22 protein-coding genes are annotated in these 18915 nt (G+C 70.2%); 9 read left to right on the top strand and 13 right to left on the bottom strand.

From position 1 onward, the window contains the following. Positions 1-36: 36 nt before the first annotated feature. Positions 37-1002, bottom strand: coding sequence for an RNA polymerase sigma factor SigJ (sigJ, locus tag ACFO8M_RS12170; RefSeq protein WP_387975250.1), 966 nt, complete (start codon positions 1000-1002; stop codon positions 37-39). A 91-nt stretch (positions 1003-1093) separates the two neighbouring features. Between sigJ and ACFO8M_RS12165 the strand changes: the two genes are divergently transcribed. After that, the gene (locus ACFO8M_RS12165; protein WP_387975247.1) at positions 1094-1741 is read left to right on the top strand and encodes a hypothetical protein; all 648 of its coding nucleotides are present in this window, start codon (positions 1094-1096) and stop codon (positions 1739-1741) included. A gap of 161 nt (positions 1742-1902) precedes the next feature. Then, entirely contained in the window at positions 1903-2226 is a 324-nt protein-coding gene (locus ACFO8M_RS12160; protein ID WP_387975244.1) for a hypothetical protein, read from the top strand. A gap of 7 nt (positions 2227-2233) precedes the next feature. Here ACFO8M_RS12160 and ACFO8M_RS12155 read toward each other — a convergent pair whose 3' ends face one another. Next, a complete protein-coding gene (locus ACFO8M_RS12155) occupies positions 2234-3319 on the bottom strand; it encodes an NADH-quinone oxidoreductase subunit D (RefSeq protein WP_387976369.1) in 1086 nt (361 codons plus the stop codon). A gap of 259 nt (positions 3320-3578) precedes the next feature. On the opposite strand from ACFO8M_RS12155, the gene ACFO8M_RS12150 reads away from it, so the two are divergent. From ACFO8M_RS12150 to ACFO8M_RS12140, 3 genes are read left to right on the top strand one after another with little or no spacing between them, the layout of a single operon-like run. Further along, complete coding sequence (locus ACFO8M_RS12150; RefSeq protein ID WP_387975242.1) at positions 3579-4019, top strand: DUF1707 SHOCT-like domain-containing protein; 441 nt, start codon at positions 3579-3581, stop codon at positions 4017-4019. Between the two features lie 25 nt (positions 4020-4044). Beyond that, entirely contained in the window at positions 4045-4581 is a 537-nt protein-coding gene (locus ACFO8M_RS12145) for an SUKH-4 family immunity protein (RefSeq protein WP_387975239.1), read from the top strand. Between the two features lie 2 nt (positions 4582-4583). Further along, positions 4584-5060, top strand: a complete 477-nt coding sequence (locus tag ACFO8M_RS12140; RefSeq protein ID WP_387975236.1) for an SUKH-4 family immunity protein — start codon at positions 4584-4586, stop codon at positions 5058-5060. A 45-nt stretch (positions 5061-5105) separates the two neighbouring features. Here the strand turns inward: ACFO8M_RS12140 and ACFO8M_RS12135 are convergent, their stop codons facing one another. From ACFO8M_RS12135 to ACFO8M_RS12100, 8 genes are all read right to left on the bottom strand, one after another. Then, on the bottom strand, positions 5106-6866 hold the full coding sequence (locus ACFO8M_RS12135; RefSeq protein WP_387975233.1) for a hypothetical protein: 1761 nt from the start codon (positions 6864-6866) through the stop codon (positions 5106-5108). 85 nt (positions 6867-6951) lie between these two features. After that, positions 6952-7473 carry an SUKH-4 family immunity protein gene (locus ACFO8M_RS12130; protein ID WP_387975230.1) on the bottom strand — a complete coding sequence of 174 codons (522 nt, stop codon included), beginning with the start codon at positions 7471-7473 and terminating at the stop codon, positions 6952-6954. A 47-nt stretch (positions 7474-7520) separates the two neighbouring features. After that, the gene (locus ACFO8M_RS12125) at positions 7521-8048 is read right to left on the bottom strand and encodes a hypothetical protein (protein ID WP_387975228.1); all 528 of its coding nucleotides are present in this window, start codon (positions 8046-8048) and stop codon (positions 7521-7523) included. A 14-nt stretch (positions 8049-8062) separates the two neighbouring features. Continuing rightward, entirely contained in the window at positions 8063-8605 is a 543-nt protein-coding gene (locus ACFO8M_RS12120) for a hypothetical protein (protein WP_387975225.1), read from the bottom strand. After that, positions 8598-9092: a WXG100-like domain-containing protein gene (locus ACFO8M_RS12115; protein WP_387975222.1), complete on the bottom strand. Its 495-nt coding sequence runs from the start codon at positions 9090-9092 to the stop codon at positions 8598-8600. The genes ACFO8M_RS12120 and ACFO8M_RS12115 overlap by 8 nt, the downstream gene beginning before the upstream one ends. Positions 9093-9185: 93 nt before the next feature. After that, the gene (locus ACFO8M_RS12110; protein WP_387975219.1) at positions 9186-9509 is read right to left on the bottom strand and encodes a hypothetical protein; all 324 of its coding nucleotides are present in this window, start codon (positions 9507-9509) and stop codon (positions 9186-9188) included. Between the two features lies 1 nt (position 9510). Further along, entirely contained in the window at positions 9511-9915 is a 405-nt protein-coding gene (locus tag ACFO8M_RS12105; protein ID WP_387975216.1) for a YbaB/EbfC family nucleoid-associated protein, read from the bottom strand. Between the two features lie 191 nt (positions 9916-10106). Then, positions 10107-11069, bottom strand: coding sequence for a glycosyl hydrolase (locus ACFO8M_RS12100; RefSeq protein WP_387975214.1), 963 nt, complete (start codon positions 11067-11069; stop codon positions 10107-10109). 312 nt (positions 11070-11381) lie between these two features. On the opposite strand from ACFO8M_RS12100, the gene ACFO8M_RS12095 reads away from it, so the two are divergent. Genes ACFO8M_RS12095 through ACFO8M_RS12085 form a run of 3 tightly spaced genes read left to right on the top strand, consistent with a single transcriptional unit; the run spans position 11382 to position 13653 of the window. Beyond that, the gene (locus ACFO8M_RS12095) at positions 11382-12125 is read left to right on the top strand and encodes a LamB/YcsF family protein (protein WP_387975211.1); all 744 of its coding nucleotides are present in this window, start codon (positions 11382-11384) and stop codon (positions 12123-12125) included. Beyond that, a complete protein-coding gene (locus ACFO8M_RS12090) occupies positions 12122-12769 on the top strand; it encodes a 5-oxoprolinase subunit B family protein (protein WP_387975208.1) in 648 nt (215 codons plus the stop codon). The genes ACFO8M_RS12095 and ACFO8M_RS12090 overlap by 4 nt, the downstream gene beginning before the upstream one ends. Further along, positions 12766-13653, top strand: coding sequence for a 5-oxoprolinase subunit C family protein (locus tag ACFO8M_RS12085; RefSeq protein WP_387975206.1), 888 nt, complete (start codon positions 12766-12768; stop codon positions 13651-13653). The genes ACFO8M_RS12090 and ACFO8M_RS12085 overlap by 4 nt, the downstream gene beginning before the upstream one ends. Positions 13654-13661: 8 nt before the next feature. Here ACFO8M_RS12085 and ACFO8M_RS12080 read toward each other — a convergent pair whose 3' ends face one another. After that, positions 13662-14810 carry a trans-sulfuration enzyme family protein gene (locus ACFO8M_RS12080; protein WP_387975203.1) on the bottom strand — a complete coding sequence of 383 codons (1149 nt, stop codon included), beginning with the start codon at positions 14808-14810 and terminating at the stop codon, positions 13662-13664. Positions 14811-14887: 77 nt separating this feature from the next. Then, a complete protein-coding gene (locus ACFO8M_RS12075; protein WP_387975201.1) occupies positions 14888-16951 on the bottom strand; it encodes a cytochrome c oxidase assembly protein in 2064 nt (687 codons plus the stop codon). Between the two features lie 217 nt (positions 16952-17168). Between ACFO8M_RS12075 and ACFO8M_RS12070 the strand changes: the two genes are divergently transcribed. After that, positions 17169-18326 (top strand): DUF5925 domain-containing protein, encoded by a 1158-nt coding sequence (locus ACFO8M_RS12070; RefSeq protein WP_387975199.1) that lies wholly within the window; start codon positions 17169-17171, stop codon positions 18324-18326. 71 nt (positions 18327-18397) lie between these two features. Here ACFO8M_RS12070 and ACFO8M_RS12065 read toward each other — a convergent pair whose 3' ends face one another. Then, positions 18398-18787, bottom strand: coding sequence for a carboxymuconolactone decarboxylase family protein (locus ACFO8M_RS12065; protein WP_387975196.1), 390 nt, complete (start codon positions 18785-18787; stop codon positions 18398-18400). Positions 18788-18915: the final 128 nt, after the last annotated feature.

The following is an 18915-nucleotide window of genomic DNA, read 5'->3' as shown; positions in this document are numbered from 1 at the left end:
GGTGAAGGCGAGTCGGGGTTCCATGGTGGTTCCTTTCTACTGTTCGGCCCGGGTGTTCCGGAGGCCGTGGAGTTTCTCCGGGTTGCGGATCAGGTCGACGGTGGTGATGCGGCCGTTCTCGATGCCGAGGGCGAACACGCCGTCGACCACGCCGCCGCCGACGGTGACCAGCGCCGGGCTGCCATTGATGACGATGGGGCGGTGGTGGCGGTCGGTGTACTTCGCGTGGGTGCCGACGAGGAAGCGTGCGACCTTCTCGGCGCCGTAGATGGGGTTGCGGGCGGCTCGGACGAGGCCGCCGCCGTCTGAGGTGAGGACCGCTTCGGGGTCGAGGAGTTCGAGGAGGCCGTCGAGGTCGCCGGAGCGGGTGGCTTTGGAGAAGGCCTCGACCACGGCCCGGTGGGCTTCGGGGTCGACGTCGAAGCGGGGCTTGCGCTCCTCGACGTGTTCGCGGGCGCGGCTGGCGAGTTTGCGGCAGGCGGCGGGGGTGCGGCCGAGGGCGGCGGCGACTTCGTCGAAGGTGAGGCCGAAGACGTCGTGGAGGACGAACGCGGCGCGTTCGGCCGGGCTGAGCGTTTCGAGGACTACGAGCATCGCCCAGGACATGGAGTCGGCGAGGCTCACGGAGTCGGCCGGGTCGGGGGCGGTCTCGACCGGTTCGGGGAGCCAGGGGCCGACGTAGGCCTCGCGGCGGGTGCGTGCCGAGCGGAGGACGTCGAGGGCGAGGCGGGAGGTGGTGGTGACGAGCCAGCCGGTGAGGTCTTCGATCTCGTCGATGCCGTTGACGTCGCCGTCCGTTTGCCGGGGTTCGCGGGGCATGAGGGTGCGCTGCAGGCGGACCCAGGCGTCTTGGACGACGTCTTCGGCTTCGGCGACGGAGCCGAGGAGGCCGTAGGCGACGCCGAAGAGCCGGGGGCGGAGCTGTTCGAACTCGGCGAGCGCGCGGCTCGCGGGAGGCGCCTCGGCGGGGGCCTCGGTGGTGTTCGCTTCCGTTCGGTTCATGCGAGGAGGACGAGACATGGTTCAAGAGTGTGACATCCGATCGCAGATTGTGACCGTCATCTCGCGGAAGGCGTAGGGCAGACTGTGTGTCGTGTTCTCGAACGTCTCGGCGCGGTGGCGCCGTCGCCTGCGCATCGCGGTCGTCGTGTGGGCGGTGCTGCTGGTCGCGGTCGCTTTCGCGGGGTCGCGCGCGACCGTACGCGAGCAGGTGGACGCGGCCGGGGCCCGGACGGTGATGGACGCCGTGGTCGGGGAGGCCGCGGCCGATTTCTCCGGCGCGGCGGTGCTCGCGGTGGGGCCGTTGACACGGGAGGCGTGCGATGTCACGCCGGTGCGGGCGGGCCTGTCGCTGGAGCGGACCCTGCAGGTCTCGGGTGCGACGGTGGAGCAGGTCGAGGCGTTGGCGGAGCGGTTCGCGTTGAGCGTCTTGACGTCCGGGTCGGACGGCGCGTCGTGGTCGGGGACGACCGCGGACTTCATCGGGGTGCGGATCAACGCGCCGGTCGCGGACCCGCCGGGTGGCCGCTGGTCGGAACCCGTTGCGGTGCAGATGATCACCGGGTGCCGCCCGCTTGAAGCCCCGGTGGGATCGTTCGCGCCGGATCCGCCGGCCGAGGCGACCGCCGAGTGGGCGTACGGGTCGGTGGCCTGCCCCGACGGCGAGACGCTGTCGAGCTGGACCGAGCCGGTCGAGGCCCAGCCGTTCCGGGTCCACGAGACCACCGGCGGCTGCGCCTGACCACCGCATGGACCTGTGGCGGCGGATCGGGCGTTCACGGGCCTGCACTTCGCGCTCGCCGGGCGGCGCTCGCCGGGCGGCGCTCGCCGGTGCGACCGGCGGCGGCCTCGCTGCGTTAGAGTGAGCGGGCCTTCACGCCACCCCCGAAGGAGTCCTTCCCCGTGACTTACCAACCGCCGCAATGGCAGCCCGGTCAACAGCCGCAGGCCCCGCATCAGCACCAGCCGCAGCAGGCCCCGCCTTCATTTGCGCCGCAGCCGTATCAGCAGGCCCCGCACCCGCAGCAGCACCCGGGCGCGCCGTACCAGCAGCCCGGGCCGCAGCACCCGCACCAGCCGCAGGTCTACAGTGGCCCTTTGCCCGGCGGCGACCCGAAGGCGCAGGCCTGGAAGAACTACGGCATGCAGTGGCTGCTCGGCCTGGGGTTCCTCGCGGTCATCGTCCTGTTCGTGACGATCTACAACCTCGCCACCGGCGAGTGGTGACGCCCGCTCACTTGTCGATGTCGCCGACCACGAAGAACATCGAACCGAGGATCGCGATCATGTCCGGGATGAGACAGCCCGTCATGAGCGTCGACAGCGCCTGCACGTTCGCATAGGACGCGGTGCGGAGCTTGAGCCGCCACGGCGTCTTCTCCCCCCGGCTCACCAGGTAGTACCCGTTGGCGCCCAAAGGGTTCTCGGTCCACACGTACGTCTCGCCGACCGGCGGCTTGAAGATCTTCGGCAGCTTGACGTTCACCGGCCCGCCGACCGCGACGGCCCGGTCCAGGCACTCACGCGCCAGGTCGATGGCCACCTGGACCTGGTCGAACATGCACAAGAAGCGCGCGTAGCAGTCGCCTTCGTCGCGCAGGACGACCGGCACGTCGAGCTCGCCGTACGCCAAGTACGGCTCGTCGCGGCGCAGGTCGAAGTCGAGCCCGCTGGCCCGCGCGACCGGCCCGGTCACGCCGTACGCCGCGGCCGTCGCGGCGTCGAGCACGCCGACGCCCTTCGTGCGGGCCGCGAAGATCTCGTTGTGCCGCAAGAGCTTGTCGAGCCGGACCATGCCGTGCTCGACCTCGTCCAGCGCCTGCCGCGCCCGGTCCTCCCAGCCAGAGGGGACATCCGTCTTGAGGCCGCCGACGCAGTTGTACATGTAGTGGATGCGGCCGCCGCTCGCCTCCTCCATGACCGCCTGGATCCGCTCGCGTTCGGTGAACGCGTAGAACATCGGGGTGATCGCCCCGATCTCCAGCGGATACGAGCCGAGGAACATGAGGTGGTTGAGCACCCGGTTCATCTCGGCCAGCGCCATGCGCAGCCACACCGCCCGCTCCGGTGCCTCGATCTCGGCGAGGCGCTCGGCCGCGAGGGCCACGCCCAGTTCGGAGGAGAACGCCGACAGCCAGTCGTGCCGGTTCGCCAGCAGCATGATCTGGCGGAAGTCCCGCACCTCGTACAGCTTCTCGGCGCCCCGGTGCATATAGCCGACGATCGGCTCGCATTCGGTGACGCGCTCCCCGTCGACGCGCAGCCGCAGGCGCAGCACCCCGTGCGTGGACGGGTGCTGCGGGCCGATGTTGAGCACCATGTCGGTGGCCTCGGTGCCGGCTCCGACGCCGACGATCACTTGCTCCCGCTCGCTCACGGTCCCATCGTCGCAGCTTCGCGCCCTCCGGGGAAGGGTCCGCGCCACGGCGATCCCCGCGAGTCGCGACCGAGCACCGTGCCGCGACCGTGACATGGGTCTGCGACACTGTCGGCGAAGGTTGCGGGCCGTGGTTTCTCTGGCGTGTGTTGCGGTGTGCTGGCATCCTTGACGAAGCATCCGACTATGGAGGTGGCGCCGAATGGACCGCGATCAGATGCGCGCGTCAGAGTCTGACCGGCAGGTCGTCATGGAGCGGCTGCGGCAGGCCGTCGAGGAGGGCCGCCTCGACGTCACCGAATACCAGGAACGCGTCGACGCCGCCATGCAGGCCAAGGTCTACTCCGAGCTCGACATCCTCCTCTCCGACCTCCAGCAGCTCCCCCCTCCGGGCTTCCCTGATGCCTCGATGGAACCGACCACGGTCATGCCGGCCTCGCTGTCGAAGGCCAACCAGCAGCTGCGCGACAACGCCGACCAGGGTTCCCGGAAATGGAAGATCGCGGGCGTCGCGGTCGCGATCGCCGCGGTGCTCTCGCTGATCCTCTTCGCGATCGCCCCGCAACTGTTCCTGTACATCGCGATCGCGGTCCTGGTGATCCTGGTCCTGTTCGTGGTCGCGGCCGTCGCCGGACTCTTCTAGCCCCGACTCCCCCGAAGGAAGCACCGTGACCGACAGCGACGCCTACTTGAAGGCCTGGGAGCCCGACAACGTCGTCCCGTACCCGCGGGCCGAATGGCTCGACGAGTTCGCCGCCCCCGCCGCCGCCTACCCCGAGGTCGACTTCCTCCCCCTCGACATGTCCGCGGTCTACACCGCCGACCTCGACGACGCCCGCCTCGAGCTGTACAGCAGGATCGAACTCCAGATGGGCGAAGAGGGCTCCCTCGCGCTCGCCGTCGTCGGCGCCGTCCCCGCCGACAAGGACGACATGCTGTTCTGCCTCGACGCCGACAGCGGCCAGATCCTGCTCCTCGGCATCGACGACGGCACGCTCGAACTGGTCAACTCGACCTTCAAGGCCCTCACCGAGTTCCTGTACCACTTCGCCCTGTTCATCGACGCCGACACCGGCAGCGCGGGCCGCGCTCAACGCGCCCGGGCCCTGCGCGCCACGCTCACCGGGATCGACCGGGAGGCGCTGGCCGACGGCGAATCGTGGTGGTCGGTCGCCCTCCTGCAGCTCGAACGCGCGAAGGGCTGACGGTGGACTACCCGCGCGAGAGACTCATCGACCGCGGCCTCGATCCCGACGCGCTCCCCGAGGACCTCGAGGGGCTTCCCGATTCGATCCCGCGGCTCTACACTTCGCTGCTGCCCGAGGGCCTGTCGCCGTTCGACGTGATCCGGTTGACCGCCGAGGGCACCGACCTGGACGTGCGCCTCATCGTCGTCGGCGCGGTCGAGGGCTCGCCGAACCTGCTGTACACGATCGACCCGAACACGGGCGAGGTCGTGCAGTTCGACACCGTGAACAACCGCGTCCGCGGCGTCAACACCTCCTACCGGTTCTTCGTGGAGTTCTTGCGCCGCATCGGGTTCGCCCTGGACATGACCGGCGCCGACGACCTCGCCTCGATCATGAACCGCAGCATGCGCTTCACCTTGCGCGCCCTGGACGAGCGCGCTTTCGACGAGGCCGAATGGTGGCCTTTGGTCTTCGCGAACCTCGGCCGGGACTGACCGGGCGCCGTCAGCCTGCTGCTGCGATGAAGGCCTTGGCCTGCTTCAAGATCCAGGGCCACCAGGGGTGGTTGCCTTCCGGCGGAACTCGGCGAGGTCGGCGCGGAGAGCGTCGGTCATCAGGGCGGAAGGACCGAAGACGCGGATGGCGTCCGCGACGATGAGTTCCATCGCCGCGACGGCACCGCCGTAGTCGCCCAGGATGTCTCCCTGGTGGTGGGCGAGGTTGCTGCGGGCGTTGAAGGTCTGCAAGTCGTAAGGGCCGACCCTGCGAAGGCAGTCCTCCAGGGCCTCCTCGAGGAGCGCTGTGGCGGCCCGCGACGAGGAGTCCTTGAGGCGGATGAGCTCGATTATCTTGCGGGCGTCGGCGATGAGCTTGCGGGTGTTGGCGGTGATCTCGTCGTCGGGGCCGAGGACTCGGGTGTACCCGGTGAGCGCGGCTTCGAGGTTGGCGAGTCCTGCGGTGGTGTCGCCGGCGTTGATCTGCGAGATGCCGAGGTCGCTGAGTTCCATGAGGTCGGTGAGGTCATCGGGGTGGACTGCCTGGGCGGGCGGCGGCGGCGCGGTCTTCGCGATCGCCTGAACGCGCTTGGCGTTGGCCTGGAACACCGCGAGCGTTGCGGGGTCGGCGCCCGAGCCCGGCTTGATCTCCCGCAGCGCCGCGATCGCGACGTTGGTCCAGGCCGTGCGGCCCTTGGCACCGGGGAATTCGGCGCCCGCGCGCTGGACCAGCGGGTGGATGCGGACCACTTCGCCGTCGAGGTCGATCAGGGACAGCCGGTGCAGGCTCGCCAGCGCTTCCTGGACGGCCCGGACGAGGACGGGTGAGTCGGCCGGAATGCCGTTGATCCCCTTGAATGCGTTGCGGGTGGCCGCGGACCTGAAGAGCGTCGCCGGGACGCCCGCGGGGTCGAGGTCGCTTGCCAGGCAGAGGATCGGTTTGGCGAACCGCTCGGGCTCGCGCCGGTCGGCGTGCTCGATCGCCTCGCGCATGGCGTCGAGGGCGGGGAGGCGGTTGGCTGGGGCGCTTCCGTCGGGTTTGCGGATGAAGAGCTGCGAGTATGCGGTGCAGTCGAGGCCGGGCCGGTCGAGGAGGTGCGCGGCGACGTGGGCGAGTGCGAGCGGCAGGTGGCCGAGTTCGGCAGCGAGCGCCTTGGCGCCCTTCAGGGCCGAGCTTCCGGAACCGAGGCGCCGTTCCAGGTAGGCCGCGGACTCCTCGGGCGTGAACGGGCCTATGTGAATGCGGTGGCCGTCGAGCGCGGCGCTGCGGATCCGGGTGGTCAGGATCGTCTGACCGCGGGAGTTCTCCGGTGGCCAGAGGTCCGTGAGGTGGTCGGGATCGGACACGCCGTCGAGGACGATGAGCCAGCGCGGCGTGTTCGGGCGGTCGAGCCAGCTCAGGAACTGGTCCGGGTTCGCGCTGCCGCGGACTGCGGTCCCCGCTTCGGCGAATGCGGTCGCGATGCCGTCGCGGGTTGAGGCGTTCACCCAGAGCAGGAGATCGATTTCGCCTGCGTCCCAGCGCGTACGCGCGTTCCCGGCTGCCAGCTGGGTCTTGCCGGAGCCGACCATCCCGGTGATCACGGTCCGGCTGTCGGCGGCGATCCCGCGGTCCGCGGCGCGCGCTGTCCGGGCCGCCGCGGGCCTGGGGATGCGGCCGATCAGCAAGGGCCCCTCTGCGAACGAGTGCACTCGCACCTGGACCGGCTGGTTCATGTGGAGCTGCACCTGCTGCCCCTGGATGAGGTTGTGCACACGCGGGTCGTTGACGGTGAAGCCCGGTTGCGGGGCGGTGTTCTCGGGCATCGCGCCTCCTCGTCGGCTGCAAGCAGGTTATCCCGCGGAACACATCGCAGGGGAGTCGCGCGGCCCGCGTCGGTTACGGCGGCCGTCAGGCGGTGAGCTGGTCGAAGACCAGTGGCCACCAGGCTCCTCGGGCGAAGGCGTTGGGGTCGATGCGGATCAGGATTTCGCGGAGGGAGGTCGCGCGGGCGGCGCGGCCCTGCTTGCCTTCGTCGGCGTTGACGAACTGCTGGAAGTGGTAGAGGAACTCGACGAAGCAGCGGTAGTTGGAGTTCACCGCCTGGACGTCGCGGGGGTTGGCCTGGTCGAGCTGGAGGATGTCGCCGCTGTCGGGGTCGAGCGCGTACAGGAGGTTCTTGTCGTCCTCGACCGCGCCGATCACGATGAGGCGCAGGTCGACCGCGCCGTCCTCGGTGCCGAGGCCGATCGTGTCGTAGAGCCCGACGCCGCCGGTGAGGTACGCGGTGTAGACGACCTCGACGTCGAGGGGCACTTCGTCGCCCTCGGGGAGGGCCGCGGCCGGGAAGCCGTCCGCGAGCCAGTCTTCACGCGGGTAGGGGATCAGTTCGTCTTCAGTCCACAGTGCTTGGTATCTGGCCGCCGCGGGCATACGGGCCTCCTCAGGTCAGGGGTGCGGTCGGGTTGCGGGAGCAGGGATCAGGCGAAGCCGAGGTCTTCGATGAGGAGGCGCCATTCGTCCTCCTCCTCATCCTCGGGGGTCTGGTAGCCGCCGGCGAGGTCGATGAGCTCCCGGTATCGCGGGCCGAACAGGAACGCGTCGGCGAAGGCGATCGGGCTGGGCGCGAGCGGTTCGCTCGGCAGCGACTCGCCCTGCTTGACCGCCTCGATGACGGCGTCCGTGTCGAGCAGGTGCACCGCGCCGGAATCCGTGTCGGCGCACAGCGCGAAGCTGTAGCAGACACTGCCGAACTGCACGAGGTTCGGGACGGGGTCGTGCGGGTCCCCCGAGCCCTTCTTGGCGAGTTCGGCCAGGACGTCTTCGGCTACAAGGACATCGATGAGACCCATGCGGGTGGCCAGGCCGTCGAAGATCCGGTACAGGTCCGCGAGCGCGGGCGGCAGGCCCGCGGTGTCGGCCGGTTCGCCGAGTTCGTGGGCCCAGCCGTTGCGTTCGAGCTCTCCCATGCGGGGGCGGACGAGCGCGACCTTCTCGGAGAGTTCCATCGTGGAGGGTCCTTTCAGTATCCGAGGACTCTGATGATGACGGGTGTGCCGTCGGGGACGCCTCTGAGCTGCGAGGCTATCTGGGAGCCGATGGTGCGGTTGGTGTAGGCGTCCATCCAGCGGAGGTTATCAGCGTGGTCGCGCCCGCCCAGCTGCAATTCGTGGATGTGGTCGGGGTCGAGTCCGTCCCCGGCCCGATTGGCGGAGGTACGGCCGCTGAACTTCTGGGCGATGCGCCGCTGCTCGGCCCGATTGCCGCGGTGGCGCCCGGTGAGCTTGCGGATGGTCTCGCCGCGGTAGTTGCGGGTGATCTGCGGGTCGCGTTTGACCGGGGTCTTGCGGAGCCTGCCCTCGCGGCTGAGGCGCCGGAGCGAATCGGCCTTGGTGCGGAAGTCCTTCCTGCTCATCTTGGAGTCGAAGCGGATGGTGACCACTTTGGGTTTGACGCTGCCGCCCTTGCCCGCGCGGAAGAAGCGCGGGTTGTCGATCAGGCCCGAGAGGATCTTGGCGCCCCTGGCGACCGACTTGCGGGCGGCCCGCGTGCGCGTCCTAGCCATTGAGGACCTCCTCGATCGCCATGTTGAGGAGCTGATCGATGAGCATGGAGGTGATCATCTTGAAGATGGGGATCTCCAGCAGCGAGGCCCCGAAGGTCACCACGGCCGTGGCGATGGCCTGCGCGATCTGGATGGCGAGGGTGACGAGCTGGACGATCATCTGGAGCTTCAGCGCCAGGACGACGCCGGCGGCGATCATGAGGCCGATGCTGATGATGTTGGAGGGCTCGCCGATGTCGGCGATGTTGCGCACGGCCGATTCGCCGTCCTCCCATTCGGACCGGAAGGCGTCGATGTCCTTGCTGATATTGGAGTCGATGACGGTGTGCGCGGCGTCTTCGAGCTGGTCGATCGCGCCGGTGATCCGATCGGCGAGGTCGGTCCAGGTGTTGCCGAGGTCGAAGAGCTTCGTCTCGTCCGGTTCGGGCCAGTCGTAGCCGAGCATGCTGAGCAGGCTCGTCAGTTCCGAGGGCAGTTGCATACCCACTGGGGGCTCCTTCGTAAGGGGAGGGACACAAAGGGTTATGGAGGAGGGCGCGCGCCGGTGCCGGCGGCCGTGCGGAGGGTCGAGGAGCGGGGTCTAGAGGCCGAGCTCGGCGAGGAGTTCGCGGAAGATCCGGGCGGCCTCGCTGTCGGCCGCCTCGTGGTCGTCGGCCATCTCGCGGAGGTTGACGGCGTAGTCGAGGAGGTCTTCGATGTTCGTCTCGATGCACTCCATCAGGGCCTCCATGCAGACCTGGTGGGCGAGATCGAGGAGCGAACCGATCATGTCGCCGCCGAAGGAGTCGGCGAGGCCTTCCACGGCGGATCTGAACTCGTCGAAGAGGCCTTGGACGGTCTCGGTGGCGGCGTCGAGCTTGTCGGCGCCTTCGCGGATGGAGTCGAGGTCGAGCTGCACCACCATGTCAGGCCCCTCCCTGGAGTTTCTTCATGACGGCGCTGATCTGGGCGCTCATGGCGCGCATCTGGGCGATGCCCTGGTCCTGGATTTTGGCGACGGCCTCGCCGATGGCCTCCAGATCCGGTGCGGCGGTGTCCGTCGCGAGGGACTCGGCGCGGGCGTCGAGGGCCGCGTTGACGGCGTTCCGGAGTTCCTCTTCGAGGTATTCGGTGCCCTCCTTGAGGACTCGCACTTCCGTGAACTCGAAGCGTTCGACGCGGCCGTTCGCGCCTAGGGTGATCCTGATGCGCCCGTCGGCCGCCTCAGCGGTGACGGGCGGGACCTGATGGTCCTGCTGCGTTTGTCTGACGACGTCCAGTTGCGTGCGGGCTTCCGCCAGTTGCTGGGCGATGGCATCCTCACCGAACATGCCGCCTCCGGGGGCTCAGTGGACTCAATGTGAGTCTCAGCATAGACCCGGAGCGCAAGTTTCGGGTCCCCCGAAAGTGCCTGTCTACCAGGGATTTCGGCAAGCCCGTTTACAGAGAGTCATCATGTCGGCTCTGTCCATATTGGTGGGGATTCGACATTGCACTCGGGCCTCACTGACGTGCTCCAGACTCAAGCTCCGCCGCCGCCGCGGAAGGCCGGGGCCTTCGCCGGGTCGGGCCGGTAGTCGAAGGGCTCGTCGCGCTCGCAGCGCAGCCAGCCGTCGCGGACGTGCAGGCGAGCGACCTGGACGGTGGAGCGGCGCCCGCCGCCGGGGTGGGTGAAGTAGTAGAGGAAGCCCTCATCGAGACCCTGTGTGAGGGCCATGGCGTGGTGGCCGAGGGCCTCGTCGAAGGCGCGCTTGCCGGGCCCGGCGAGGAGCGGCACGGGCTGGCGGTGCCAGTGCTCGAGGTCGGTGGAGCGGTGGACGAGGAGGCCGGACCAGCCGTCGGTGACCATCCAGTAGACGCCGCCGAGCGGGAAGACCGTGGGGCCCTCCTGGGCCTGGTCGGTGACGGCGGGGCCGGTCGGGGTCCAGGCGAAGAGGTCCTCGGACTCGGCGGTGTGGATGCGGCTCTCGCGGGTCTCGTCCTTGAACCACATGCGCCACTTGCCGTCCGGGAGGCGGTGGACGGTGGCGTCGATGGCGCGCACCGAGTCGAGGTCGAGCGTGGAGCGGTAGGTCCAGTCCTGGAGGTCCGCGGAGGTGTAGTGGCGGATCTCGGCGGGGCCGGTCCAGTCCTCGCGGATGCCTTCGAGGTAGGTGGCGTACATGTGCCATCGGCCGTCGTGGCGCAGGAGTTCGGGGGCCCACCAGGTGTCGCCGGGCGCGGCGCCGGGGAGGTCCACCGTGCCCGTGTAGGTCCATTTGCGACCGTCGGGACTCGTGGCGCGGCCGATCCCGGTGCCGTGCACCCAGGCCACGCCCGCGTCGGCGGTGTTGGCGCGGCGCTGGGTGTAGAGGAGGTGCCACAGGCCGCCGTCGGGGTCGAAGACGACGGTGGGGTCGGTGGGGCCGTCGAAGGCCGGGTCGGTGAACAGCGGGGCGGGGGCGCGGTGGTCGGATGCCGGCGGCGAAGTCGGAACGGTCGTCATGCTTCCTCCAAGAAGTCGGCGGCCGGAAGGCGGCCCCGGCGGGGTGCTTGAAACGTAGCGAAAGAAAACGCTTGCCGCAAGTCGCTCGCCGGCCTCGGTGAAGCTTGCGAGCCGTAAATGAGTGAGGCGCCGTGCGCCATCCACATCCCCCACCCACCACGAGAGGGGAAGATACCGCCCAGCGTTGCGCGGCGGTACGACAAGAACGAGGCAGATCGGCATTCGTGTCACCCGAACGGGTGGCGCGGGGGTGGGGTTTCTCCCCCTGTTCCCGAAGCGCCCGAATACCTCGCACTCCGGTACCGTTTACCCATGGACCTCAACGCGGACCTTGGGGAGGGTTTCGGTCGCTGGGTGCTCACGGACGATGTCGCACTGCTGAGCATCGTCACGAGCGCGAATGTCGCGTGCGGTTTCCACGCCGGGGACCCGGCCACGCTGCGCCGCGTCACCGCCCTGGCCGCCGCTGACGGCGTGCGGATCGGCGCCCAGGTGTCCTATCGCGATCTCGCCGGATTCGGCCGGCGCGAGATCGAAGTCCCACCAGAGGAACTGGCCGCCGAAGTGGCCTACCAGATCGGCGCGCTCCGGGTCTTCGCCCAGGCCGCCGGCAGCGACGTGGCCTACGTGAAACCGCATGGGGCGCTTTACCATCGGGCCGGGCGCGATCCGGTCCAGGCCGCGGCCGTGATCGAAGGCGTGCAACTCGCCGGCGTGGACACGCTGCTCACCCAGCGCGGAAGCACGCTCGACCTCCTCGCGACCGAGGCCGGGCTGCGGGTCGTGGGCGAGGCCTTCGCCGACCGGGCGTACCTCCCTGACGGGCACCTCGTGCCGCGCGATCTCCCCGGTGCGCTGCTCGGCCTCTCCGAAGCCGTCGCGCAGGCCGTGTCACTCGCCGCGGACGGGGTCGTGACTGCGATCGACGGTACGCTCACTACTGTTGCGGCCGAAACGATCTGCGTGCACGGAGATGGTCCTGACGCGGTCGCGGTCGCCGCGTTGATCCGGGCCGCATTGTTCGAGCGAGACATCAACGTGGAGGCTTTCTCGTGAGCACCAGAACCACCGCACAGCGACTGCGGCCGCTTCCGGCCGGACCGCGCGGCATCCTGATCGACTGCGGCACCACCGCGGTCGCGCGCGCCTGCTACCGCTCGCTCCAGTCCCGGCGCATGTCCGGGCTCCTGGAGGCCGCCGACCTGGTACCGGGCGCGACCACCGTGCTCGTCGACGGCATCGACGAACCCGAGCTGCTGGCCGCCGAACTTCCCGGCTGGCCGCTCACGGAGGAACCCGAGACCGCGGGCGAGGCCGTCGAGATCCCGGTCTGCTACGACGGACCCGACCTGGAGTCGGTCGCGAGACTGTGGGGCGTGAGCCCGGACGAGGTGGCCGATATTCATTCCAGTGTGGAGTACGAGGCGGCGTTCTGCGGGTTCTCGCCCGGCTTCGCGTACCTCGAGGGCCTGCCCGAGGAGTACCAGGTGCCGCGTCGCGAGACCCCGCGGACTTCGGTCCCGGCCGGATCGGTGGCGATCGCCGGGCCCTACACGGGCGTGTATCCGCGCACGAGTCCCGGCGGGTGGCAGCTCATCGCGACGATGACGAACCCGGGTCGACTGTGGAACGAGCACCGCGAGCCCGCGGCGCTCCTGGTGCCCGGCACGAAGGTCCGATTCGCGGCGGTGCGGGTATGAGCCACATCGAGATCCTGCGCGCGGGCGCGCTGACGACCTGCCAGGACGCCGGCCGTCCCGGCTGGGGACACCTCGCGGTGCCGCCTTCGGGGGCGGCCGACCGGCCGTCGTGGCGGCTCGCGAACCAGTTGGCGGGCAACCCGACCGGGGCTTGCGCGCTCGAGACGACGCTGACCGGGTGCACCGTGAAGGCGCACCGGAACGTCACCGTCGTGGTGGGCGGCGCCCCGTGCCCGGTCACCGTGGACGGACGCCCGGAGGCCTGGGGCCAGCCGGTGAAGCTCAAGGCCGGGTCGGTGCTCGACGCCGGTCCCGCCGAGGTCGGCGTGCGCTCGTACCTGGCGTTCTCCGGTGGGCTGCACCCGAAGTCGAGCCTCGGCTCGCACTCGACATGCCTGCTCTCCGGGCTCGGCCCGGCGCCGCTGGCCGACGGCGACACGATCCCGCTCGGCCCCAGCCCGGCGCACCCGCCGCTGCCCACGCAGTGGCCCGCACCGTGGGCCGGGGTGAGCGAGGAACTCGTCATGAAGCTCCACCTGGGGCCGCGGCTGGAGTGGTTCCGGCCCGAGGCGGTCGCCGAGCTGGCACGCGGCGTGTGGACGGTCTCGGAGCACTCCAACCGGATCGGCCTGCGGCTCGACGGACCGACGTTGCGGCGCATCGACACCGCGGAACTCCCGAGCGAGGGCATCGTCGCGGGGGGCCTGCAGGTGCCGCCGAGCGGGCAGCCGATCCTCTTCGGCGCCGACCACCCGACCACGGGCGGCTACCCCGTGATCGGCGTCGTCGGCCCCGAAGCGCAGGCCGCCGCGGCGCAGGCCAGGCCGGGCACGAAGATCAGGTTCGCCCCGGTCCCCATGCCCCACTGGAGCAAACGGGCCTGACCCCGGCGTCAGTCGCTGAGCGCCCGACCGAAGTCGTCGACGAGGTCCTCGGTGGCCTCGATGCCCGTGGAGAACCGGATGAGGTCGTCGCCGATGCCGGCCGCCGCCCGCTCCTCGGCGGTCATCTTGGCGTGGCTGCTGATCGCCGGACGCGTCACCAGCGACTCCACCCCGCCGAGGCTCGCCGCCGAATAAGGGATGGTCAACGCCTTCAGCAACCGCTCGGCCGCCTCCAGGCCCCCGGCGGGCCGAAACGCCAGCATCGAACCGAACCCGGCGAAGAGCTCCACGGCCCTCGCGTGGTCGGGGTGCGACTCCAGACCCGGATAGTGCACCTCGGCGATCGCGTTGTGCCCCTCTAGGAACCGCGCCAGCGCGAGCGCGTTCTCGTTCTGCGCCTTCACCCTGACGGCGAGGGTCTTGAGGCCGCGCGCGAGCAGGAACGCCGTGTGCGGGTCGAGGCTGCCGCCGAAGAGCATCAGGTGGTGCCGCACCCGCTCGATCCGCTCGGCCGAACCCGTGACGACCCCGGCGACGAGGTCGGAGTGCCCGTTGAGGGCCTTGGTCGCCGAGTGGCACACCAGGTCGTAGCCGACCGTGTGGGGCCGGAACAGCATCGGCGTGGGGAAGGTGTTGTCGATGAGCGAGGTCAGGCCGTGTTCGCGGGCGAAGGCGGCGAGCCCGACGAGGTCGCCGACCCTGATGAGCGGGTTGGTGATCGACTCGACGTAGACCGCCTTGGTCTCCGGGCGCAGCGCGGCCTCCCAGGTGGCGGGGTCGTAGGCGTCCACGAAGTCGACGCCCCAGCCGATCCGCCGGGCCTCCTCGGCGAGCAGGGCGTGCGTGCCGCCGTAGATGTTCCCGGCGACGATGATCCGGTCGCCGGTGGCGAGGACGCTGTGGAGCGCGGTGCTGATGGCGGCCATGCCGGAGGCGGTGGCGACGGCGGCTTCGGCGCCTTCGAGGGCGGCGAGCTTGTCCTGCACGTAGGTCTGTGTGGGCGTGTTGGAGTAGCGCAGGTAGTCGACGCCGCCGCCGGGTTCGATCTCGTAGACCGTGCCCTGGTAGATGGGGAAGACGACGGAGCGGTCACGGGCGGGTCGGGGCTCGGCGGCGTGGACGGCGAGTGTCTCGAAGCGAACGTTGTCTGCGGTCATGCGCCAACCCTACGGTCGGGGCGGGGCGGCCGCATCTGTCGAACGACCGGATTGCGCCCTGACGAAAGTCGGGTTGCTCAGCGGCGTTCCTGGTCGAGGCCGGCGAGGTAGGCGTTGTACACCTCGTGCGGGTCGTCCTCGGGATGGCCGCTGGCAGTGGCGCGCTCGGCCATCCGGTCGAGGCGCCGGCCCTCGCGCTCGTCCGCGCGCGTCCACTGGGCGATGAGGACGCCGATGATGATGAGGCTCGGGATCTCGCCGAACGCCCACGCGATGCCGCCGCCGGCCCGCTGGTCGGCGAGCAGGTCGCCCATCCAGGGGAGGGCGATCTGGGTGTACCAGCCTTCGGCGATCAGGTTGGTGCCCATCATGAGTGTGAGGCCGAAGATCGCGTGAAAGACGATCGACACGAAGTAGAGCAGGACCTTCGCGGGGTAGGAGAGCGGGCGCGGTTTCGGGTCGGGGCCGATCACGACCCAGAAGAAGAGGCTCCCGGCGGCGAGGAAGTGCGCCGTCATGAACAGGTGCCCGAAGTGCGAGCGCATCGCCCACTCGAACATGCCTGTGAAGTACATGAGGTACAGGCTCGTCAGGTAGATGAAGAGGGCGACGAGCGGGCGCGAGACGAGACGCGACCAGCGGCTGTGGACGGCCGCGAGGAGCCATTCGCGCGGGCCGCCCGAGCGGTCGGGTTTGAGGGCGCGGAGCGCAAGCGTGACGGGCGCCGCGAGGACGAGGAGGATCGGCGCGAGCATGTTCAACGCCATGTGCTGCACCATGTGCGCGCTGAACATCACCATCCCGTACTTGCTCAGCCCGGAGGACGTGGTGATGACGATGGCAGCCCACCCGGCGATCCACAGGGCCGTGCGGTACCAGGGCCAGGTGTCGCCGCGGCGGCGCAGCCGCACCACGCCCGCGATGTAGGCGCCCACCAGTGCCAGTGCGGCCGTGCAGAACAGCACGGACGGGTACCAGTCGAGGGCGACGGACGCGACGCTGATCGGGCCGGGCGTGGGGAAGCCGAGTAGGGCCGTGTTCGGGTCGGGGAGCTCTTCGGCGGGCGGCGGCGTGACCGACAGGGACGAGGCGAGGCCGAACGCGATCGCCATGAGCCCCAGTTCGACCGCGGCGAGGCGCGTGAAGGCGCGCCGGTCCCCCGCGGCGACCGCGGGGAGGGTGGAGCGGCGGTGGGCCCAGCCGAAGACGCCGCCGATCGCGAGCACCGCGAGTTTCGCGAGCGCGATGCGCCCGTACGAGGACGTCCACAGGTCGGTGAGGTTCACGTTGGCGCAGAACACGATGAGGCCCGAGAAGCCGATGGCGGCGTAGGCGAACACGGCGGCCCGCGAGTACCGGCGGGCCGCGATGAACGGGTCGCGGCGGGCGATGAACAGCGCGAACAGGCCGCCCGCCCAGAACGCGGCGGCGACGACGTGGATGAGGAGGCCGTCGACGGCGATCTGGTGGTTGCCGTTCGACGCCGAGTGGCCGGTGAAGACCGGCGGCAGCGCGGCGGCCACGGCGAGGGCGGCGGCGCACACCGCGCCGGGAATCGTGAACGCCCGCGCCGCTACGATCGCTGCCGCCGTTGCCAGGAGCGCGGTCAGCCCGAGCGCCTGGCCCTGCTCGTATTGGCCCACGTACGACCACAGGCCCATGGCGGTGACGCCGCCGAGCGGGCGGGCGAACGTGTTCGCGAAGTCGATCGGGAGGCTCGCGAGCGCCAGGACCGCCCACAGCCCCGAGGCGGCGGCGCCGACGCGCAGCCACCGCCAGGACTGGCCGGTGAGCCGGGCGCGGTCGCCCTGGCGTCCCGGCAGGAAGCACGCGGCCGCGATCGTGCAGCCGACGGCGGCGAGCATCGCGAGGTCGTAACCGTATTTGAGGAGCCCCGCGGCCCACGTGACCGCGGGGTCGGCGGTCGACAGTCCCGGCAGCGCCGCGACGTCCACGGCCCCGCCGAGATCGAGCGCGATCACGGCGACGGCGAGCCCTGCGAGGGCCGCGGCGGCCACCGCCAGCGCGCGCTTGCCGCGCCGGGGACCACGCGTGCCGCCGTGCGGCCCGCCTCGGGACCCCGCGCCGCCGCCAGGTATGGTGGCGGCGGTGTTTTGGCTGGTCTCGGTCGATGCGGTCACGCATCCCAGCATGGCTGATTGTTCCAGCTCACGCCCCACCGGGTGGGGTCCAGTTATCTCCGACAACTCCGCGGCCCGCCCTCCGGGCGCCTTTCGGCCATGTCGGGGTTGTAGGGCACAGTCATAAGGCACGGTCACGGAGCGCGGCATGCGCGAGGCCGTGCCTTGGCAGTCACGGCGGCGGAGGCGTCGCCGTAGTTTTCTATGGTGGATCGCGATGGGAATCATCGAAAGACGCGGTGAGATCATGAACCTGCTTCAGGGGAGCGGCGGCGTGCTCGGCAACATGCAGTTCACGCTCGACGGCTCGGACGATCCGTCGAACGTGCTGAACCTCATGGCCCTGGACGCGTACGTCTCCGGGTCGCAGCCCCACGCGGTGGTGCGGGCGCTCGACATGGTCGCCGACGACGTGGACCTCATCCCCGAGGGCGGTTCACTCGTCCGGTCGATTTCCGGGGCTTCTTTTCTGCAACTGGTGACCGGCGACGGCTGGACGCTGCGGACGCAGCGGTGGCGCGACGGCTCGGGCCAGGCGGTGGTGACCGCCGCGACGCGCGAGCGGGCCGAGGAGATCGCCGCGTACCTCACCGACCGGACCGGTTCGGTTGAGGAGGTCGGCGAGGACAAGGTCGACATGGGCTTCTGGTACCGGTCGGCGCGCGGGCCCTTCCGTTCCACGCGGTCGATCACCGCGCCGCGCTGGCCGGAGATCGAGCGGAACTACTCCTCGAACGCCGGGTCGGCGCTGGGGAAGCTCATGGCGACGCAGGCTTCGGACGTGGCCGGGCGGCTCGTGCTGCTCCACGGCCCGCCCGGGACGGGCAAGACGACGGCGCTGCGGGCGCTCGCCCGGGAGTGGGCGCCGTGGTGCCAGGTGGACACGGTGCTCGACCCTGAGGCGTTCTTCGCCGACCCGTCCTACCTGATGGAGGTCATCATCGGGTCGGAGATGGACCTCATGCTGGACGCCGACCTGGACCCGGACGCGCCGCGGCGCGGGCACTGGCGGCTCATGGTCTTGGAGGACTGCGACGAGCTCATCCGCGGCGAGGCCAAGGAGGCGTCGGGCCAGTCGCTCGCGCGATTGCTGAACCTGACGGACGGGCTGCTCGGGCAGGGCCGCGAGATCATGGTCGCGATCACCACGAACGAACGGCTGGACCGGCTGCACCCGGCAGTCGTGCGCCCGGGCCGGTGCCTGGCGCAGATCGAGGTCGGGGCGCTGTCGGCCCCCGAGTCGAGCGACTGGCTCGGCGGCGAGACGGTGCGCGAACCGATGACCCTCGCCGAGCTGTACGCGCGGCGCAGCGGCACGGACCCGACCACGACGGAACCGGCGATCCCGCAGCAGCACGTCGGCCAGTACCTGTAGGCCGGGACGACTTTCAGACCGCCGAGGGCGGACGCCGCGATCGGCGTCCGCCCTCGGCGGTGTTCGGGTCGTCAGCGCTCGGCATCTCTGGCTGCGAAGACCTCCCTGGCGGCCTCGACCGCGTTGATGGCGGCAGGGAAGCCCGCGTAGACGGCGATCTGGATGAGCGCCTCGATCACCTCGGTCCTGGTGCAGCCCGCGTTGAGCGCGCCGTTGATGTGGAAGCGCAGCTGCGGGGCGGCGTTGCCCAGCGCGGCCAGCGCTCCGATGGTCACGAGCTCGCGGTCGCGCAGGTCGAGTTCGGGACGGGTGAGGACGTCCCCGTAGGCGAATTCGGCGATGAACCGGCCCAGGTCGGGGGCGATGTCGGCCAATGAGGTGACGACCGTGGGTTCGGCCTCGCCCGAGAGGTGCTGCAGGGTCTTAAGCCCGCGCTCGTGGCGCTCGTTCGGTTGCTCCATGTGGGATTCTCCTTTGTCGTGTGCGAGGGACGGTCGCGTGGGGAATGGACGCAAGAGATGGGTTCGCTTGTCCCGCAACGCCAATCCTCCAGGAACGAAACCGGGGCCGCAAGGCTCCGGATCACCGT

The sequence above is a fragment of the Glycomyces rhizosphaerae genome, from assembly GCF_042647865.1.
GTDB lineage: Bacteria > Actinomycetota > Actinomycetes > Mycobacteriales > Micromonosporaceae > Glycomyces > Glycomyces rhizosphaerae.
Note: the sequence above shows the minus strand (reverse complement) of the source record. Positions and strands in the feature narration are given on the sequence as shown.

Bases quoted from the DNA above. Each gene is read 5' to 3' on its own strand.
- sigJ (WP_387975250.1), bottom strand. From the start codon at position 1,002: ATGAACCGAACGGAAGCGAACACCACCGAGGCCCCCGCCGAGGCGCCT.
- ACFO8M_RS12155 (WP_387976369.1), bottom strand. From the start codon at position 3,319: ATGGTGCTCAACATCGGCCCGCAGCACCCGTCCACGCACGGGGTGCTG.
- ACFO8M_RS12150 (WP_387975242.1), top strand. From the start codon at position 3,579: ATGGACCGCGATCAGATGCGCGCGTCAGAGTCTGACCGGCAGGTCGTC.
- ACFO8M_RS12135 (WP_387975233.1), bottom strand. From the start codon at position 6,866: ATGCCCGAGAACACCGCCCCGCAACCGGGCTTCACCGTCAACGACCCG.
- ACFO8M_RS12130 (WP_387975230.1), bottom strand. From the start codon at position 7,473: ATGCCCGCGGCGGCCAGATACCAAGCACTGTGGACTGAAGACGAACTG.
- ACFO8M_RS12125 (WP_387975228.1), bottom strand. From the start codon at position 8,048: ATGGAACTCTCCGAGAAGGTCGCGCTCGTCCGCCCCCGCATGGGAGAG.
- ACFO8M_RS12120 (WP_387975225.1), bottom strand. From the start codon at position 8,605: ATGGCTAGGACGCGCACGCGGGCCGCCCGCAAGTCGGTCGCCAGGGGC.
- ACFO8M_RS12110 (WP_387975219.1), bottom strand. From the start codon at position 9,509: ATGGTGGTGCAGCTCGACCTCGACTCCATCCGCGAAGGCGCCGACAAG.
- ACFO8M_RS12105 (WP_387975216.1), bottom strand. From the start codon at position 9,915: ATGTTCGGTGAGGATGCCATCGCCCAGCAACTGGCGGAAGCCCGCACG.
- ACFO8M_RS12100 (WP_387975214.1), bottom strand. From the start codon at position 11,069: ATGACGACCGTTCCGACTTCGCCGCCGGCATCCGACCACCGCGCCCCC.
- ACFO8M_RS12095 (WP_387975211.1), top strand. From the start codon at position 11,382: ATGGACCTCAACGCGGACCTTGGGGAGGGTTTCGGTCGCTGGGTGCTC.
- ACFO8M_RS12085 (WP_387975206.1), top strand. From the start codon at position 12,766: ATGAGCCACATCGAGATCCTGCGCGCGGGCGCGCTGACGACCTGCCAG.
- ACFO8M_RS12080 (WP_387975203.1), bottom strand. From the start codon at position 14,810: ATGACCGCAGACAACGTTCGCTTCGAGACACTCGCCGTCCACGCCGCC.
- ACFO8M_RS12070 (WP_387975199.1), top strand. From the start codon at position 17,169: ATGGGAATCATCGAAAGACGCGGTGAGATCATGAACCTGCTTCAGGGG.
- ACFO8M_RS12065 (WP_387975196.1), bottom strand. From the start codon at position 18,787: ATGGAGCAACCGAACGAGCGCCACGAGCGCGGGCTTAAGACCCTGCAG.